Annotated in this window: 14 protein-coding genes; all 14 read right to left on the bottom strand. The window is 38.9% G+C overall.

The window, feature by feature from the left end:
• Window positions 1-2: 2 nt before the first annotated feature.
• Window positions 3-3,479: a type VI secretion system membrane subunit TssM gene (gene tssM / locus AC1EU2_RS08245; RefSeq protein WP_480297719.1), complete on the bottom strand. Its 3,477-nt coding sequence runs from the start codon at window positions 3,477-3,479 to the stop codon at window positions 3-5.
• Between the two features lie 3 nt (window positions 3,480-3,482).
• The gene (icmH, locus tag AC1EU2_RS08240) at window positions 3,483-4,616 is read right to left on the bottom strand and encodes a type IVB secretion system protein IcmH/DotU (protein WP_480297718.1); all 1,134 of its coding nucleotides are present in this window, start codon (window positions 4,614-4,616) and stop codon (window positions 3,483-3,485) included.
• Window positions 4,617-4,621: 5 nt separating this feature from the next.
• Window positions 4,622-5,938 carry a type VI secretion system baseplate subunit TssK gene (gene tssK / locus AC1EU2_RS08235; protein ID WP_480297717.1) on the bottom strand — a complete coding sequence of 439 codons (1,317 nt, stop codon included), beginning with the start codon at window positions 5,936-5,938 and terminating at the stop codon, window positions 4,622-4,624.
• Window position 5,939: 1 nt separating this feature from the next.
• Entirely contained in the window at window positions 5,940-6,419 is a 480-nt protein-coding gene (gene tssJ / locus AC1EU2_RS08230; RefSeq protein WP_480297716.1) for a type VI secretion system lipoprotein TssJ, read from the bottom strand.
• Window positions 6,420-7,436 carry a type VI secretion system-associated FHA domain protein gene (locus AC1EU2_RS08225; protein ID WP_480297714.1) on the bottom strand — a complete coding sequence of 339 codons (1,017 nt, stop codon included), beginning with the start codon at window positions 7,434-7,436 and terminating at the stop codon, window positions 6,420-6,422.
• A gap of 56 nt (window positions 7,437-7,492) precedes the next feature.
• Window positions 7,493-10,099 (bottom strand): type VI secretion system ATPase TssH, encoded by a 2,607-nt coding sequence (gene tssH, locus AC1EU2_RS08220; RefSeq protein WP_480297713.1) that lies wholly within the window; start codon window positions 10,097-10,099, stop codon window positions 7,493-7,495.
• Between the two features lie 9 nt (window positions 10,100-10,108).
• Window positions 10,109-11,092 carry a type VI secretion system baseplate subunit TssG gene (locus AC1EU2_RS08215; RefSeq protein ID WP_480297711.1) on the bottom strand — a complete coding sequence of 328 codons (984 nt, stop codon included), beginning with the start codon at window positions 11,090-11,092 and terminating at the stop codon, window positions 10,109-10,111.
• The gene (gene tssF, locus AC1EU2_RS08210; RefSeq protein ID WP_480297710.1) at window positions 11,074-12,855 is read right to left on the bottom strand and encodes a type VI secretion system baseplate subunit TssF; all 1,782 of its coding nucleotides are present in this window, start codon (window positions 12,853-12,855) and stop codon (window positions 11,074-11,076) included. Before tssF ends, AC1EU2_RS08215 begins: the two co-directional genes overlap by 19 nt.
• On the bottom strand, window positions 12,848-13,270 hold the full coding sequence (gene tssE, locus AC1EU2_RS08205) for a type VI secretion system baseplate subunit TssE (RefSeq protein ID WP_480297708.1): 423 nt from the start codon (window positions 13,268-13,270) through the stop codon (window positions 12,848-12,850). Before tssE ends, tssF begins: the two co-directional genes overlap by 8 nt.
• Window positions 13,267-14,634 carry a type VI secretion system contractile sheath large subunit gene (tssC, locus tag AC1EU2_RS08200; RefSeq protein WP_480297706.1) on the bottom strand — a complete coding sequence of 456 codons (1,368 nt, stop codon included), beginning with the start codon at window positions 14,632-14,634 and terminating at the stop codon, window positions 13,267-13,269. The genes tssE and tssC (AC1EU2_RS08200) overlap by 4 nt, the downstream gene beginning before the upstream one ends.
• A 61-nt stretch (window positions 14,635-14,695) precedes the next feature.
• The gene (gene tssC / locus AC1EU2_RS08195; protein WP_480297704.1) at window positions 14,696-16,177 is read right to left on the bottom strand and encodes a type VI secretion system contractile sheath large subunit; all 1,482 of its coding nucleotides are present in this window, start codon (window positions 16,175-16,177) and stop codon (window positions 14,696-14,698) included.
• Window positions 16,177-16,686 (bottom strand): type VI secretion system contractile sheath small subunit, encoded by a 510-nt coding sequence (gene tssB, locus AC1EU2_RS08190; RefSeq protein WP_480297702.1) that lies wholly within the window; start codon window positions 16,684-16,686, stop codon window positions 16,177-16,179. Before tssB ends, tssC (AC1EU2_RS08195) begins: the two co-directional genes overlap by 1 nt.
• Before the next feature lie 68 nt (window positions 16,687-16,754).
• Window positions 16,755-17,273 (bottom strand): Hcp family type VI secretion system effector, encoded by a 519-nt coding sequence (locus tag AC1EU2_RS08185; RefSeq protein ID WP_480297700.1) that lies wholly within the window; start codon window positions 17,271-17,273, stop codon window positions 16,755-16,757.
• Between the two features lie 33 nt (window positions 17,274-17,306).
• The gene (locus AC1EU2_RS08180) at window positions 17,307-18,692 is read right to left on the bottom strand and encodes a type VI secretion system protein TssA (RefSeq protein ID WP_480297699.1); all 1,386 of its coding nucleotides are present in this window, start codon (window positions 18,690-18,692) and stop codon (window positions 17,307-17,309) included.
• Window positions 18,693-19,056 lie beyond the last annotated feature (364 nt).

The raw sequence follows: 19,056 nt of genomic DNA, 5'->3' as shown, positions 1-19,056 counted from the left end.
TGTCATCGAGTTTGTAAGTTATAGATGTGTTTTGGCATAGAGAAGTTGGTAAACACATCGCTCGATATTGTTGAATTAGAATTTCTCAATGTATAGTCAAGCGTGATGTATTGATCATTAAGCTTATACACCACTTTGCGAACAGTTCTCGCTGATGTCGCCAATGACTTATCTTTAAATAGTGCTCGGAAAAATGCCCACTGACCTTGGTAAGATTTAGTTTCAACTTGATTTTTACCACGATAAAAATCGGTACTTAAGTAACCATTTAAATTCACCTGCGGCCAATCAATCTCGGTGAATACCCTTGGACCATGCTCATAACTGAATACATTATTATCTGCTCTGATCTGGAATCGAGTCACATCAGTACTCATAGAATTAGCTTTTAAACTAAACTTCAAAGAAGCCTCTTGACCTGACACACCGAAGAACAAACGGCTTAACGCTCTTGTTTTCTGCATTGCGATAAATGCAGAACGATTAATTGGTATCGTAATCCCATCAATTTGTTTTAATTTGACCTTATTATTATCCCAATAGATGAATGGTTTTAAATATTCATCCTCAAATTGATCAACAATGCCTTCCGGTTTGAAGAATTCAGTAAAGTCATCCAAAGAAACTTCTGCACGACCGCTTAAGTTAAATGGGAAGCGGTTGTTGATTCGTTGGCTGTATTGTTGAAAGACTTGATCATTCCATTTTTGGTCAATATAAGTCGCACTATGAGTCAGAACCTGTTTCCATGCTTGATGCGCTAAACTCTTAATCCATATATTGACTTGGTTTGGCGCTTTAGAAGCCGTCTGTTCCAAATCAGATATTGGGTCTTGGCTACCATTAGCATGAGCAAGTGAATACTCGTGCATTTTTTGTGAAGGGCTAGGACCAGAAAATGCAACATCCAAATAAGTATTCAAAGCATCAATGCCAGAGATAACGTCAGCAGCTGCCATGCCTTGCCTTGAATTTACAGACGAGTCCATGAAATCTGCATATTCCTTAAACGCTTTATTGACCACGAATGATGGTTGAATATCTAATAATTTGCTTCCAACAGCACGATTAATTCGATCTGCTTTTCGAAGCACCTTAGCCGCTTTTGTCAGACCAAGTTGACTCGCAATACGTTTGTTTTCTTTTGTGTTTGGTTGTTCTTCTACAGCCAATGTTGTGTTCACGACCACTGCACTTAAAACATCGAGTATTGGGCTAGTTACAGGCTCACGAGCGGTGTGCAATGCTAAAGTGAGCTTTTCTGTACTGTTTAATTGCTTTACATGGATATTTTGAAGCAAGTTTTTCCAATAACCGATGTAATCAGCAAAGTACAGTTTTTGAACTTTTTTACTTAAATCACTTAATTCAGCCAGCGATACACCGCTATGATCATTTAAAATTAATTCGAATTGTGACAATTGGCGTCTCAGCATTTTAGATTTAGCCGAAATATCTATTTGCCCATACCCTTGCTTTGTAAACATCTCTGGAATCAAATAACCATGGAAATCGTCAGAAAACTTGAAGAAAGAATTAAAGTTTTCACCCAACTGTCGTCTGATATCAACGTTGCTAGTATTACCTGGCTCATTTTTAATTTGATCGTATATCAGTCGTTCAGGGGATAGCCCTTCTAAGCTACTACTTGCATTAGCAATTAACTGATGATCAGCATCGAGAGAACTTTCATACTCGCTAGCAAACAAATCTTCGATAAGTACTGATAATACATCTATATCATGGGAGGATAATTCTTTACCTTGACGAATTTCATCCAATAAAAATGGCTGCAATTCATCGATATTCAATTTCGTCTTATCAAATAACATCTGATAGTAGCGAAGAATTTCAAATGTCTTAGTTGGCTTTTCTAAGTTCACTTGTGCCGCAAGATCTTTTCTCACCAACCTTTCTAAAATTGGCATCAAGTATTTCTTTAACTGCTCTTGATACGACAGGTATATTTTATCTGCAGTGTAATCCTGCATTGAGCTCACCTTTTTATACCAAGGTTCTGGAGAAACCCCCTGCTCAGCAATCATTCTTATTTCATTGATTATTTCGATTAAAGAAGATAAGTCCTCTGGAGATTTTTTGTATGAGCGAATGTCATGATCATACAATCTAAGCTCTGAAATTGCAGCTGAACGCCATGATTCATCTTTGGACCAATTATTCTTCAAGCCAACAGCTGAGGATATAAAAGCAAGGCCGAGCGTGGTGAATAGCGCAACCCTTCCAAATATATAAAGACTGTTTCTTAATTCATTTACACCAAGTATGTCTTTTTCTGGCAGTATCACACTACTGAATATTTTTGAGCAGAAGAAGTTTCTACGCCCGGGTAATTTTTCAAGCGTATGATTGGTTGTAAATTCCATTCGCTCTGAAACTGCTTGAGAAAGCAGGTCAAACTCTTGTCCTTTTTGGCCACAAGACAACAAGTAAAAACCTCTTATCCAAACGGCCTCTCTTACTCGGTTCTCACGCCCGATATCACTTAATAACTCACTGGCAAATTTAAAGAAAATTCTTAATTGATAAGGTAAGGCAACAACAGACTCAGCTTGTTCTTTACTGATATTGCGGAGTAATTGATGTTGCTGCTCTGCGAGTGCTCTTAAAATCACATCAACCTGTATATCAAATTGATACAAGTCAAATCTCTTTGATTGCTCACAATCAAAAGTGACACCAAAAGGGTTATCAACATCAGTTACGGAGTAATAATTAAAAAATTCAACAAAATCAGCGATCGTATCAGCTTTAGAAAATACACTGTATACAGGAATAGAAAGACGTAATGTATGCCCTAAGTTGAGTACAGCCTCTTGAATCGTGCTGCTCATTTTTTGCCTAAGTTTTCTATCGCTCGTCAATAGGCGATCACAACCAATGATCGAAAGAACACCATTAATACCTTGTCGTGGGCGGTACTTGAGAACCTGCTGTGCAATGGCGTCCCAGAGAATACTGTCTAACTGTTCGTTATCGAATACTCGACTAGAAACTTCAATAGCAACAAGGTGATCGTTCGACCAAAAGCGCAAGAACTGATTACCATACTCATCCTGATAAGCCTTATCAGAAAGTGGCTCTAGGCCATTTTGTTGCAATAATGAGCTTTTTGCATCTTTATCTCCACCAAGTACGATGTACCAAGGCATTTCATAAAGGCTTTTAATTTTGGTTGTGCCTTTACCTTTGATTTGTTTCACAGCAAGTTGGAAAACATGATTAATCGCTTTAACATCTTGCTTGTGCAGTAAATCCTCTTCTTTTTTCTTTAAATCAGCTTTCGTGGAATTTAAACGATAAAACCAGTAGCAAGTAGCAATAAGCCAAATAATAGCTAGCAAGGTTGTCACGTAATTCAGCCAATATATGCTGCTTTCTTTTTCGATGAATAGCCATGACACAGCACACATCGAAACAAGAATGATGGCAATAAAGACAACGATCAGTTTTTTTAACATGGATTACTTAGCCTTTCTCACAGTAGCATTTAAACCGTATTGAATATTGATTTCGTTTTTTAGTTTTCTTACTTCAGACAAGTCAGGGTCTGACTTACTGACAATCTCAATACCGTTCTCTGTTTCTCGAGTGTGAATTTTATAGCCTGCATTTTTTAATAAATTAACTAGCCTGGAAGCATCTGAGTAATTAGAAAATATGCCTAGTAAAATTTCCCAGTGTACATTTCTCATCAAATTTTCAGTGTCTTTACCCAACGAGAATGCTGAATCGTCAGATATAACATCAGTACTTGAATTTGAACGTGCATTCTCACCATTAGCCACTTTCATACCTGACATTTCTATAGCATGTACTTCATCGATAACTTGTCTGCTACGATCAAAATACATATATTCTGATGCTGTGTAGCCGAGCACGACGAACAACACCATAAAAATTGCGAGCTTCTTCAAGCTGATCATTTGCATTGGTGTTTTGCTTTCTGGTAAATCAGGGGTTTTAGGGATAGGTAAATTACTTTCAAAACGATAATCACTGACGATGTTGTAAACATCCGATTTTATTTCATGCAGTAGACTTTCATCATGGTCTCGATATCGACCTTGGAAGCCAAGCACTAACATAAGATATTGAAGTTCAATAAAATCCACCAGTTTATTGGGCTGCTGACAAGCCTTATCAAGGATTTTAAAAAATACTTCACCACCGTTACGTTCAGAGAACAACTTGCTCAATAAAGAGTGATTCTCCCAACGTACTTTTTCTCCCCAATGAGTGTACAAAATCGCTTCATCGAAAGCGGCACACAATATAAAACAACTTTTTTCAATGATACTCGGATGGTATTCTAAATGAATGCCGTTTTGTCTAAAACGGGCGATACCTTCTAACAGGTTTTGCCTAAACCTATCGACATTTTCTGGTTCTGATTGCCTAGGTATAGTTACCAAAATACCTAATAAATCAGACGCTGCATTGAGCAGTGGACTGCCATAGATAACCAGGTTATTGATTAAGGTATCAGAACCTTCCAGGTCGACGGTTAATTCGCTTTGCGTCGACGATTTTTCAACTTTTACTGCCGCCGCTCTACGAACGACTACAGTAGACTCTTCGTTAAAGATGCCATTCATAAGCTTTACCTGATCACATGGAATTCAACATTGACATTCTCAATGCGCTCATCAATATGCAGAGCGATTGGCTCATCTTTCTTTATCATCGAAACCCATAGTTCTGATTGTGTATCGACTTCAAAATAAGCCGCATCGGTTCTAGACTTGAGTTCAGATGGTGCATAAGGTAAGTTCCGCAAAGGTACCCCTGAAATCGCATTTCTCACCAAGTCAGCAATAGCACTATTTCCTGCCAGTTTTGCTGCCTTTTGAAACTCTGAACTGAGTTTTGATGAACCAATATCAGATGTCACTACGAGCACAAATTGACCTTCATTGAAAAAGCTTCTGTCTTGAACAATGGTTCTCAGTAGGCGTCTTGACTTGAATAAGCTCTGATCCCACTTCAGTGTATGAACATTTTCAATTTGAATCTCTCTAAGCAGAGTTAATAATTCTGAAAAGATTGAAGAAAAAATACCGAATAAATCATGTTGATTCCAAGCAGGGAACTCTTTCGGCATTTTACCTTCGAGCCCATACATTTGACCTACTACCGACAAACATTCAAGGTATAAATGCCGCGTGAACATCAATTGGTCATCACAAATCTGCTTGAACTTTGGCAGCCAACCACCCAATGCTTGTAGCCATAAATAATCTCGCATTAAGGTCTGATAGCTTTTACTGCCTTTTTCGGCCTGTAATCGAGTTGAAATCGTCTTGGCTCGATACAACATCTGCGAATAGATATCTTGTACGTTATCTTTAAGATAAGAAGATACCCCAAATTGCAGACACAGAGGAACAAAGGCCTGATTTAATGAAATGCCACCCTCAGGCTTAAAATCAGCAATATATGCGATTGGAATTAGCGTATAGTCTTGGAGCTCATCACCTTCGAGTTTTAACATAACATTAGGTTCAGCCACTTCGATTTGCAAAGCATCGCTTTGTTCACGGCTGGTATCAAAAACCTGATGCTCTAGCATCGAATACCTAACTCGTTCATCTTCACCAACATTAATGACACCAGAGCGTGCAATGGGGAGTGCCAAATATACGCGTTTATTTACCGTACCCTCGGGGATCTCTAATACTAGACTCTGTCTGATCGTGAATGGAGTGCCATCAGGAAAGATACCCTTCGCAGTTCGAACGCCTATCTTGCCAATATTTAACAGTGCCATATCAAGCTCAAGCAAAGACAACCCAAAACAATTAGGTGCCACTTGGAAAGCAAATTCACGGATATAATTTTCTAAGTAACGCTCTTGTTGCTGGAAATGCTGAGGACATAAAAACATTCCCTCACTCCATACGATTTTCTTAGTATCCATATCAGCTCTCTTCCCCGGTTACCGTTAGGTTTATTCCATCTAAATGGATGTTAATTACAGCGCCACTAATTGTTAAAGGCTGAATTATTACTTTGTTTTTTGCTTTTCTATAGTCTGCAAAGTTGGCTAACACGCCGATGAACTTAGTTTCGGGATTCAATACAAAAGTTTGTTGTCGTGTCTCACCAGGCAAAATACTTTGCAAATGGCGAGTAGATAACATGCCTGCTTTCAGTACATTTTGCTCATTAGAAAATATTTGGATAAAACTTGCCTGTTTAAACGCTTCGCTATCCGCTAATTGATAGATGGTCAAAGCTACGGGTGATGCCTCACCTTTGAGATTTGGATTAATGTTTTTGTTCGCTGTGATTTTCACAATTAATCTTGGTGCAACGGGTTCGCCTGACCATAAACTGCTGATGGTGCTGCAACCATTGAGAGTAAACAGCGCAATAAAACAAATTAGTACCTTCTTCATTTAGCTATGCTCTCCAATATTTCTTTGCAAACGAATGCCTTCTTGAAAGTAAGCATGAAACTTTATTTGCCAATCTTTATTGTTCATTTGTCTTTCAAAATAGCGTTTATACATTGACCAGAAATCTGGCTTTTTAGACCAAAACGACTTAGGAACTAGGTCAGTAAACATGCTTTCCATATTTTCTGGTGACATCTCGGCTAGAATTTTAGTAATGGCATAATCAATCGCTTGTTCGGTGTATTGATTAAACCTTTCTTCTTTTGATTTATATTGTGCAACAGAATACTTAACTTCTTCATGAGTCGGCTGCTTATCTTCTGCTGACGGTTCGAATAGCTGCTCTCCTACCGGTGGCTCAACATTCGGTTGAGGGTCGTTGAATACTGGATCAATCCTGTCTTGATTGATCGTATTTAGATTGAAATCTAAAGTCGTTTCTTTTAAAGGGTCTTCATCTACTTCAGCAAAGCTTGTAGAAAACGATTTCTGTTTTGTCGTACTTTTCTCGGTGTCGATTAAAAATGGGTCATCTTCGAGAACTTCATTACCAGGCTGATCCAGTTCTTGTGTCGGTTCTTCCATATCCATTAATGGTGTTTCTATGTCTAATTGAGCAACACTTGAAAACGGATCATTGCCTAAAGAAGAGTCAGGTTGCACTTCAGCTTCAGAAGAAGCCTTAGCTGTTGCTGGCAAAAAGCAAGACACTAATAACCGATATTTACCTATACTTAATACATCACCATCATTAAGTGCAGTCTGATTATTCTTGCCCAAAGGCTTATCAGCGCCATTGATAAACAAACCATTGGTGCTGTTATCTAATATTTGGTACCCACGAGCGGACTTCCTAATAATGGCATGCGTACTAGAAATGGTTCTCGATGAGTCACTTAACTGCATTGTTGAACCATAGGCACGCCCTATTTCACCACCATTAGCAGGAAATAACTTCGTCCATTCAGAAATGCTTTCTCCATCAGGAGAGCATATGATTCTTATTGATAGTGACATGTATACTTAATCTCTTGCTTTGTCATAATTTAAGTTTTATAAGCGATTAAAGCGCTCTAATTTATCTCTACGATTACTTTTCCATCATCCACACTGATATTAATGTGATTAACATCCAAACCTTTACTCATTCTATCGATACATTCATTTGCAACATCAGGCATTAAGCTTCGGTTAATCGCTTGCTCAATTGCCCTTGCACCAGTTTCAGGAGAGTTCGTTCTGGCAACTAAGCTGGCCGTTAATGTGTCGTGATAACTAAAAGTTGCACCATAGTGTTCTTTAATGCGCTTTTCGATACGCTTTAATGAAAGCTCTGCAATTTTCGCTAGCTCGTCATCAGTAAGCGGAAAATATGGCACAATCGTAGTTCGACCTAGGAAAGCGGGTTTAAAGAATTTTTTCAGTTCAGGGAAAATGGCTTCCGTTACTTTTGACACTTCAGGTGTGCCCTGACTACACGCATTAACAACTGCGCTGTCAGCCGCATTTGAAGTCATAATGATGATGGTATTCTTAAAATCGACCTTTCGTCCCTCACTATCTGAAATCGATCCTTTATCGAATATTTGATAAAAAATATCATGCACGCCTGGGTGAGCTTTTTCCATCTCATCCAACAGCAAAACTGAGTAAGGATTCTTACGAACAGCTTCAGTTAACACGCCACCTTTCCCGTAACCAACGTATCCGGCTGGTGCGCCTAGTAGCATCGATATTTTATGTTCTTCCTTGAACTCAGTCATATTGATGGTGATGGCATTATGCTCACCGCCATATAGTTCATCAGTTAATGCCAAGGCTGTTTCTGTTTTACCAACACCACTTGGGCCACACATCAAGAAAATGCCAATTGGTTTACGAGGGTCTTGCAGTCCTGCACGAGATAAACGAATTGCTTGTGAAATTTCAGCAATAGGAGCTTCTTGACCAATGACTCGCTTAGCGATGTGAGCTTCTAAATGTGCAATTCGTTCGACTTCTTGTTTCAACATATTGCCTGCGGGAATACCCGTCCATAAGGCAATGACATCTGCAATAATTTGCTTGTTTACTTGAGGCACTACAAGAGGAAGATCACCTTGTAGTTCACGTAAACTTGCCATTGTTTCTGCAAGTTTGCTGCGAGATTCATGTGATTTGATGTCTGAACCATCGAGGTATAACTTATCAAGTTCGTCTTGTAACTGAATGACTTCTGCTACTAACGTTTTTTCCTGCTCCCAATTTTCAGAGATCTCTAGGTGTTCTTGTTTGAGAGCGCTCAAACGACTCTCAGTATCAGCCAATTTAGATGAATCAATAGAGAATACTGCCGATTCGTGATTAAGCGTTTTGATCTCATTCTCGACATAACGGATTTGCTCTGCAAGGTATTCCATCTGCTGAGGCATCGCACTTTGACTTAATGCGATTCTTGAACAGGCAGTATCCAATAAACTGATCGCTTTATCAGGTAATTTGCGCTCTGGTAAATAACGTATGGATAATGACACTGCTGCGTCAATAGCTTCTTGTAACACTGTCACGTTATGGTGCTTTTCAAGGCTACTTTTTACCCCTGATAGCATATGAATTGCATTTTGTTCATCAGGTTCATCAATCGCTACTTTTTGGAATCGACGAGTCAAAGCTGCATCAGTTTCAAAGAACTGTTTATATTCTGCCCAGGTTGTTGCAGCAATCGATCTAAACTCACCTCTCGCTAAAGCAGGTTTTAAGATATTAGCAGCATCATTTTGGCCTGCTGCACCGCCTGCTCCAATGAGTGTATGGGCTTCATCAATAAAGATAATAATCGGAATGGCTGAATGCTTGATTTCATTGATAATGTCTTTAAGGCGGTTTTCAAATTCGCCTTTTATGCTTGCCCCAGCCTGCAATAGCGAGAGATCAAGACTATAAAGTTCAACATTACTCAGAGCTGGTGGCACACTGCCATCTACGATTTGTTGAGCAAGTCCTTCTACAATCGCTGTTTTACCAACACCAGGGTCTCCTACTAAAATCGGGCTATTTTGTCTACGACGACAAAGAATATCAATTGATTTTCGAATCTCGATATTTCGGCCTGAGATTTGGTCTAATTCACCGTTTCTCGCTGCTTCAGTGATGTTTTTTGCATATTTATCGAGCGCAGGTGTTTCACCTGAACCTTCAAGAACCGGAGCTGAAGAATCTGTTCCTTTAATCGCAGCAGACTGTATCTTTTTGGCTTGCTGTTTCAACCACTCAGTTGAAAGGTTATTGACCCAGTCACTTAAAGCACCAGCATAACTCCCTAACGCCGTTCTTTGCTTCAGCACTAGCAATAAATGAAACTCATTGATATTTGCTTGTTCATGGTTCAGTGTCGCTAATAACCAGGCGTCTTTAAGGAGATCAACAAGCTGTGGCGATAATGATGGCGTTTTATCATTGCCTTTTGAATAACGAGCCATAGCTGAGTTCAGACGCTCAACTAATACTTCACGATCGACTTTTGAAAACTCAACAGCTTTAATCCATCCAAGTTCCTGATTTTGAAATAATCGGTAAAACCAATGATCCAGCTCAATTGAGAAGTGTTGCCGAGATAGGCACTCACCTGCTGACTCTTCCAAACTAAATTTCAATTGAGGGGTTAGCCTTTTAATTAAATTTTGTAGTTCTATATTAATCATTTGAAATTCCTAGCCCGCACTCAAGGGTAATTCAACGTATTGCTGTGAACTTGCTCGGCTATCCATCCAAGCTGATTCACCAATTTTGCTGAAACCTTCTGTGCTTTTTGAAAGTTTAATTCGTGGCAAATAGTGGCTATCTGCTTTCATATACAATTTGTATTTGATGTTAACGCCCATAAACGAGCGAACGATATAATCAATTGTTTTAACTAATTTTGGATCACTGTGTATTTCGATATATTCGAGGTAATTTTCAGGACAAATCTTAATCCTAAGGCGTTGTCCAACAACTGGCGCAGAGGTGCCAACTAATGCATTAGTACCTAATTGGGCATTTTGTCCATTTTTACCAATGGCGGTTAAAGAACACATTGTTAAAGGTTGGTATTCAAGATCCGAGTTTTCTACTTCAAAACACGTTTCAAAGTAATCTTCTAGAATTTTTTTCAATACACTGATACAAGTGATTCTCAAACCTATTAAGCTCGAATACTGGATAAGATGCTCTTTAGGAATGATGTTCGAATTCTTTTCTGCGCCCGACAAATTCACCAACAATGAACTTATCGCATATTCCGCATTGTGAGATTTAAAACGTTCTTCTTCGAGCAATGATAATAGGTCGTGCTTTTGCTCAACTCGACAATAAAATGAATAAAAACGATGGTTAAAGCTATCAAAAAAATCGATAGGAGCGTAATCACCAAGATTAAATTGTGCGTTAAGTAGCTGCCTATACAAGGGTCTAACCATCGAACCTTTTGAACCAGTTAATGCCGGCAACCCTGTCTTAACTATCCAACCGGCTCTCGGATGCTGATATACCTTTGTGACTTCACTGTGATGATACGCAGGTAACACTTCACTGCTAAAGCGCACTTTGAGGTGTGAATTTGTATACTCAGCATGATGCCTGAGTAATTGCCATGTTTTGGCTAACTCTGAACCATCAGCGGATTCTACTAATTTTGTTAAAGTAAGTTTTTGCATCCAGATCTCCTCGGGAAATGCATAAACAATCCATCCTGCCCTTCGATGCGGATATCAAGCTGAGTAAAGCTGTTAAAACCTGCAAAGAATGCGAAAAACTTATCTAACAAACAACCAAACAATGTTGCTCCACTGCTTAGCTGAGATTGCTCAAGAGTAATGATGATTCTGGTTCCGTAAGCAAAGCAGCCTCTTCCAGCTACTCGTATTGGAGCCACAACTTGTTCTTGCTCAATATTAATGATCGATTCAATGTATGATGCATTGAGTTGATTGTGATTTAAGTTGTAGAGGTGCAACACACTCTTCAGTGCCGCTTTTGGATCTTCTGCCCCTAATATACTGTGGTAATTAAAATGCAGATGGCTCAACAAGGTCCAAACACTTTGTTGGATATCCCTATTCCTGATAGGTAATGAAGGTCTTCTCATTAATTTGAGGTAAGCAGGAATAGTAATCGAATCACGACACTTTAACTTACTGGTAAGTGGCAAATGACTGACTCGTGCAGAATTCGTTACCGTCGCTTTAATAATCCAAGTACGTTTATCGCTTCTTGCACTAATATGATCGAGATCTGCGACTTTTAATGCGCTCGTTAAGTGCCCATCTTCGTGATAGTTTTGTACCAACTGCCAACGCAAATGAGTGCCCGATTTTTTGTACTTTTCGTGATACACCTGCGGCACTTTCAATAACTGTTCGTCAGATATGTCTGTAACTTTATCAACAGAAAATAACTCTAAATGATTCCCTTGCATTGACTCCAATAGGATTGGGTATTCTTTTTTGTGGAAATCTACTTCTAGAGGTTCTGCTGTGACCTTGTGTAAATTTACGATTGGTGCACAAAATAAACTGAAGTTCTGTTCAGAAACATTTCTCGCTAAATCAACGCTCATTTCATCAAGATAAATTTGAATTTTAAAGCGGCTAGATTTTATATTTTTGATGACACTGGCAAGATTGAAGCTATATGCATGAAAGCGTTCTGAAAACATAAAGAATTCAGTAAGAAGCTTGAACCCACCAAAACTTGAAGCTTGATATGGCAAGACCGTATCTTGAACTTCAAACCCTACAGGCGTTACATCATCTTTTCCTAAACTCCATGAGTTTTCGCCATCTGAAATACATACTTTTACTTTAGAGAGTGCAAAAAGATCGTATAAACGTAAGGCAAAGTTTGTTTCACCTTTTATATGAAGTTTAAGGGTCCCAATATCAAACTCACTAATAACCAGCCCGTCATCAATACTGCTTATCTCGATTTCGATCAAGGCCTTAGACTGTTCAGCACCTTCAGGTTTTTCATCTGTAAATGGAGCAAATTCTGCGCAAACATTTGTAATTTTGATTGGAAATAAATTGACTGGTTCTGTAGTACGAAATATAAAGTTTTCGTTGGTAGAACCACTCACATCAAACTCTGTACCTGCAGGCACATGGTGTTTAGCATTGGCAGCATCATTAATATCAAAGTTTAATAAACTGTAAGATGGAATTGGCCTTAAGAAGTGTGGGAACAACAGTCTGACTAGACTTTCTGTAAACTCAGGAAATGTTTCGTCCAATCTTTTGTGTAGTTTACCATTAAGTAAAGCAACACTCTCAATCAATCTAGATATCTGTGGATCGTCGATTCCATCTTTGCTGATGCCAAGCGCACTCGCAGAATTGGGGTGTTGTAACGCAAACAAAGCCCCTTCTTTACGAATAAAGCGAAGCTCTTGCTCGAAGTATGATAATAATGAATCAGACAAAATTCGACTTCCTTACGTCCAGTTTGTTAGAGCTCAAATCCAATACAGAATCAAACACCATGCTTTCTGCGCCATAAGGTGAATGCATTACCGCAGAAATATTAAATTGAAGTGTGTTAAGTCTTTTACCTTCATCACTTAACTCAATTGATACTTGTGATAGCCTTGGTTCAAAGCTTTGGATTAGTGTTCGAATATCTGACAAAATCACATGAATATTTGTTTTACTTTGTGAACGAGCGACGTAGCGAACGCCGTAATTGGCAATGGTTCCATTTAAATTCATATCTTGAAATTCTTCATCCCAAAGTGGAGCTCTACTTGAGACTAAAGCACAAACGTTATCGATAATTGAGTCTCTCAATGCGTCAATGTCTTCTTCCCATGTTTGTGTGAGTTTGGCGATGATGCTCATGCACTTTCTCCCACTACTGAATTAGACAACGAAGTACTCAGCACAACTTGCACGTCAATTAATTCATACTGATATTGTGGTTGAAGACTTATTTGACAGTGGTATCTAGTGCTGTCATTTGGATCTGGTGTTATGATCACTTCGCTTGATTTTAAAGGGTAACGGGCCATTACAGAGTCTTCACCATAGTCCAATTCACTAATGTATTTCTGTAACCAGCGTTCTAGACTACGTTTGCAATCTTCTACGCTATCATAACCACCAATTTGGTCACGGGTTTGGGCTTTAATGTAATGCCCAAAGCGGCAAGCCATTAAATTTGTTTGAAGCATGCCTAACACTTGATCTTCATCTGTTGATGGATGCCACACAGACTGGTTGCTAAAAAAGCCTTTCTGATCTGAAAGATATAAGCTCGTGAGCGGCACAAAACCATTTTCCCCCCAAAACCCATCTTCCTCACCGAAAATGTCTACTTTTGTTTGGATTGGTTTTTGATTCACCTTGTTTATAATTGCACCGTGATCACCACCTGAATCATAAGAGCGTAAAAAACCAAACCAGCTAATACGGTCAAATTCACGTATGACGTTTGTTGCAAGCAAATAAGCGCTATTTCCCCAAAGCGCATAATCCTGATGCTGTACTTCGCTGAAAATAAACCCAGCCTGATGGTGTTGATATGGTTCTCTCAATAAGTAATCAGGTAACGTAAGGTGAAGGAAACGTGATGCAATATTTTCACGTAATAAGCTCCACGAATGAAAATCACTGCTTTCAAGTATTCGGTTTATTCGATTTGAGTCATGAAGTTGCCTACTTGGTTCATCACCGAAGAAATCATCATCGACAGATAAAACAAACGGGCACAATGAACGTTCTGCGACTTCAGACAAAAGTTGCATTGTATATAAATCGTCATAATTACTATCATCGACATAATCAGGACTGATCTTATGATCAATAACCACTAAACCGAACGGAGTTCCACCGGCAGTATCAAGTTCATTTGAATAGATTTTCTTATAAAGCGATGTTTGTCGCATATCAAATGCAAGATTTAAGTCAGTTGAAAGTTGCTCCCAACTATTATCGAGTAGTTTTAACTTCACTCTTCTCTGTGAGACAGGCAATTCAATGAGTCTTTGTAAATTTGTCCAGCTGGATTCCAATTGTTTAAACTTTGGGTTCTGGATAATCTCAGAGATTTGTTCACTGATAATTGCATCTAAATGAGCCACTAATTTAGCTAAAATAATGGTGATTTGGTCATTACTTCTTTGAGCTAGGGCTGCACCAAGCTCTTGCCACAATTGACTTGTGCCATTATCAAATTGTTTAGTTGACTGATTTGATTGAATCATGAATTAACTAATAAGTTATAGAAACGATATTAAGAGACGGGGTCGAAACCCCGAATATTGATTAGCCAGGAATTCTAGCAACCATTCTTAATGAGGTTGTAAGCTCTTCCATTTGCAACCAAGGGCGAAGATAGGCCACGGCAGAGTATGCTCCAGGTCTACCTGCTTGTTCCTCTACTGTAACCTTAGCTTCAACTAATGGATGTCGAGCTTTAGCTTCATTGCCTATAGCATTTGGGTTCACGTACTGATGGATCCAAGTGTCTAACTCTTTTTCAACATCACTTGCTTCAAGATTTGAACCAATACGGTCACGACCCATAACTTTCAAGTATTGTGCAATTCTGCTACTTGCCATTGTGTATGGTAAGCGAGCTGAAATTGCAGCATTCGCCGTAGCATCCGGATCGGTATAAGTTTTTGGTTTATGCGTTGTTTGCGCACCCATGAATACTGCATAATTAGTATTCTTATAATGCACTAAAGGTAAGAAACCTAAGTCACTGAGCTCTTTTTCACGTTCATCGGTAAAGTTCACTTCAGTTGGGCATTGCTGCAATAAGTCACCAGCATCAGAGTAATAAGTGAAGTTTGGTAAGTTTTCTACTTTACCGCCATTATCCGTACCGCGTATCGCTGTACACCAGCCATATTGCGTGAATGCTTGAGTGAGCAATAAGCCGTAATCATAGGCAGCATTACTCCAAACAAAATCGTCATCAGACTCAACAATTTGACTACCATCAGCTCGAGTCTTCATCTCTTCATACTCAAACGATTTAACAGGTACAGTTGCCGAACCGTACGGTAATCTTGCAATTGTTTTAGGTAATGTCAAAGCGACATAACGAGAGTCGTCACTCGCTCTAAATGCATTCCAGCTTGCATAAGCTGGAGAATCGAAGCCTGCCGCTACTGGCTTGCCATCATTGAATGTGCTGAATGAATTGAAGTCGAACATATTGGCATTCGCCGCAGCAACAAACGGAGCATGCGATGCAGCAGCAACTTCGCCCATATAACGCAATAAAGCCACATCTTCATCACCGTAACCAAACTCATAGTCACCAATAAGAGCGCCATATGGTTGGCCACCGGCAGTACCAAACTCTTCTTGGTAAACCATGGTAAAGAAACGACTACGATCAATCGCAGGAGCATCTTCAAACTGTTCTAGTAATTCATCTTTAGTGTAGTCAGCTAATTTAATCTTTAGTTGTGGGCCTAGCTCACTATTCTTAATCAGTTTTTGTAAACCTAACCAAGTGCCTTCCAATTTTTGAAAGTCTGAGTTTTTCATTACATCGGATAACTGCTCAGAAATCTTACTATCAATTGCAGAAATAGCTTTCTGAATTGTAAGAGTTAAGTTTTTATCCCATGTAACTGTGCCGTCTAGGGCTTCAGCTGTCATGATAGAAAGAAGTTCTTTAGTAGTATCAGCAGGAGTTTGAACCGTCGCAGAGATGGCTCTGTCAAGGATGCTACCCGCTTCTTCAACTGCACCAGCTGCTTCTTGAGTTGCTTGTTGTTCTTGAGACATTACTCATCCCCTCCTTTTTCAACGCCTAATTCTTCTGCTAAACCTTGGATTGCTTCAGTGCTTTGTAGAACTTCTTTAAGTAACTTTTCTAAATCACGTGAACGATCAGCTTTGCTGAGCAATACTTTGAGTTGATTTCTTGTTTCAACTAGTTTTTTCAAAGGGTCAATTTGTTCAACGAGCTTTTCAGGGTGGAAATCTTTCATTGAGCTAAACTCAAGGTTTACTTCAAACTCTGAATCGTCCTTTGCCAATTTGTTAGAAACTTTGTAAGAAAGAGATGGATTAATTTGTCCCATTACTGAGTCAAAGTTATCTTTATCAATGCCGGTAAACTCACGCTCTTCAAGCTCAACTTTCTCGCTTTCTGGTTTGTGACCAGAGAAATCACCAATGACTCCGACAACAAACGGTAGTTCCTTTGTTTCTACTGCGCCGTTTGTTTCTACATCATAAGTAATGCTGACGCGGTTTTTACTTACTCGTTTATGTTGTGAATTAAGTGCCATGACTATGCCCTAACGTTCGAAGTTACAAAATGAGGGGCTCATTGCTGAGCCCTCTAACTGTTTTCTAGTTATTTAGCACCAGAAAGTAGTTTGCCTTGTGGTAAGTTATAAGTAACGATACCGCCCTCTTTAACTTCACCACCTTCAAGCTCGTAGTTATGCTTCTGAGAAATCTCAACATATGAAAGAGAAACACTTTCATATGGTTGTGAACCATCAGAACCGTTAACGTTGTATGAAACTAAACGAGCATTTGTTAATTTAACTTGGAAATACAGTTTCGCACCTGAGCCATCTGCTTCAGGTTTCGTGAATGCGATTTCTACTGTTTTACCTTCTTTTCCAGGATTAAATAGATAAGACAACAGATCTTCAGACGCACCATCAACTTGTTTGGTTAAGTTAACTTCTGTCATAGCAACCATGCCTGAATCTGCATTATTGCCATTACCGATGTCCATAGCTACATTACGAACGCCGCCCCAATTATATGAGCGAACAGCGAACCAACCTGTACCTTCAAGACCTTCAACTGTAGCGCCACCTTTAACGTCTACACCATCAATTCGCATATAGATACTAGCCATAAAAATTCCTTACTTCTTAAATGAATGCTTTCTCTACCAACTAAGTGCCGTACTACCAGTAGAGGCTTCTATCTTTGGTTTTGGATTTAAATTCGTATCAGTTGAATTAACATCTGACACTGGCGTTTCAGTAGTAACCTTCGATGTCGATGACACCGGTTTCGAAACTCCTGAAACAGGCTTAACACTACTCACAGGCTTAATGATTTTAGGAAGTGAGACTTGCTCTCCATTATCGAGGCCAGTAGTGTTAAAAATTCTATTCAGTAAATCGCCATCTGGTTCTGTAACCATTTCAGTTAATAATTCAGGAAGAGACATGTTGCCCCAGCGTATGGCTTTTTCTAATAAAAAAGACACTGGGCTGTGGGGTTCACTTTCCCTAAAATAATTGGCAATTTCACGCAACTGATGAAAAGCAATATTTCGATTCATGCTATTCATCGCCGCTGTTTGTGATAAGTCTTGCATCGAAGAAGATAATGTTGTCGCATGCATCGCTATCTTCTCTCCTGCTTGTGCTGAACCTATTTGTACTGTTGCGTCACTCGCTTGCATTGCAGAGCTGTCAACCTCGGGTTGTACTTGCTCAATAACCGATTGTGTAGACTGAACGTTCACTCCGGTCAGAAAGGTCATAGCTTTACATACACCATTAATCAAATGATTTATGAAACTAAAACTGGGTGCAGTAAGGCCATATTGTTGACCTAATACATTTAACTGATTTTGGATAACTTCAATGCTCTCTAATGCTCGTTCGAAGTTTTCTAGCCTTGCCTCGACCACGTCTCGCTCTTGAGCGATTAAACCAACCGCAACACTTTTTAATTCAGCTAGTTCACCTTTGCGCTCAGCACTTTGATAATCAAAATATGTAATATCGCTGATCAATGGGTGCATTAAGAAAGGCGCATAAAGCAGGCTACTTTCGTCACTATCACCAATTAATTGTGCAAATGCTTTAAACTTTGCTTCAGCTTGTTCACCTTCCTGTTCTTCCTGAGAATCCTTTTTTAATTTGCTCTCTGGTAGAACAGGATTAAGCTCATTCCAGTGTTCAGTCACTAAGGTTGATAACCATTCAAATGCGTTAGCGAAACCTTCGCCGGAATAATTTGTAAAAAGCTGAGAACTGGTGAACCACCCAATCAGTTCAATATCTCTACTTGTAGTGTTAAATACAGAACCTAACTCGTCTGATAAGCTCTCCCAATTGCTTTGATTGTCAATTTGCAGCTGCTCAAGTTCGTTTCCGTCTGGGTTTTGGCTTAATTTTCTTAATGATGTCTGTGCAACATTAAATGCATTTCTTAACGGCCTGAATGCGGCTCTATCTGATTTCAAATAGACCCCACAAAATGCATCAGCAGATATAGGATCAGTTAACTTAAGTTTTTGTTCTTGAGTAAAAAGCATTTAAATTTAATCACCTAATCTATTGTAAAAACGTTAACCGAATTACATTATCGTCATTGCATTCGCTTTTTCTCGAACTGTCTCAGGTTGTACATATATAAGAGTTAGCAAATATATTAATAATACGTTTCACTGAATTAATTTAGCGTTCACTAATAAACGTTTTGTACAGTTACAAAAAAAGCTTTAAAATAAAATAGCGACGTGAAACAGCTATATCTAAAGACCTACATTTTTTCACTTTTATTTCATAAATACATTTAATTACTTGCTGATTTATTAGAGCAAATACTACATTTAGACTTTATACTCAGCTTTTAAATTAAAACTTGAGCAATCAGCACTTTTTAAATGAAAATTAAGA

This window comes from Parashewanella sp. 2304DJ23-3 (genome assembly GCF_056591695.1).
The sequence above is the reverse complement of the archived record's forward strand: the minus strand, read 5'-3'. Positions and strand labels throughout refer to the sequence as shown.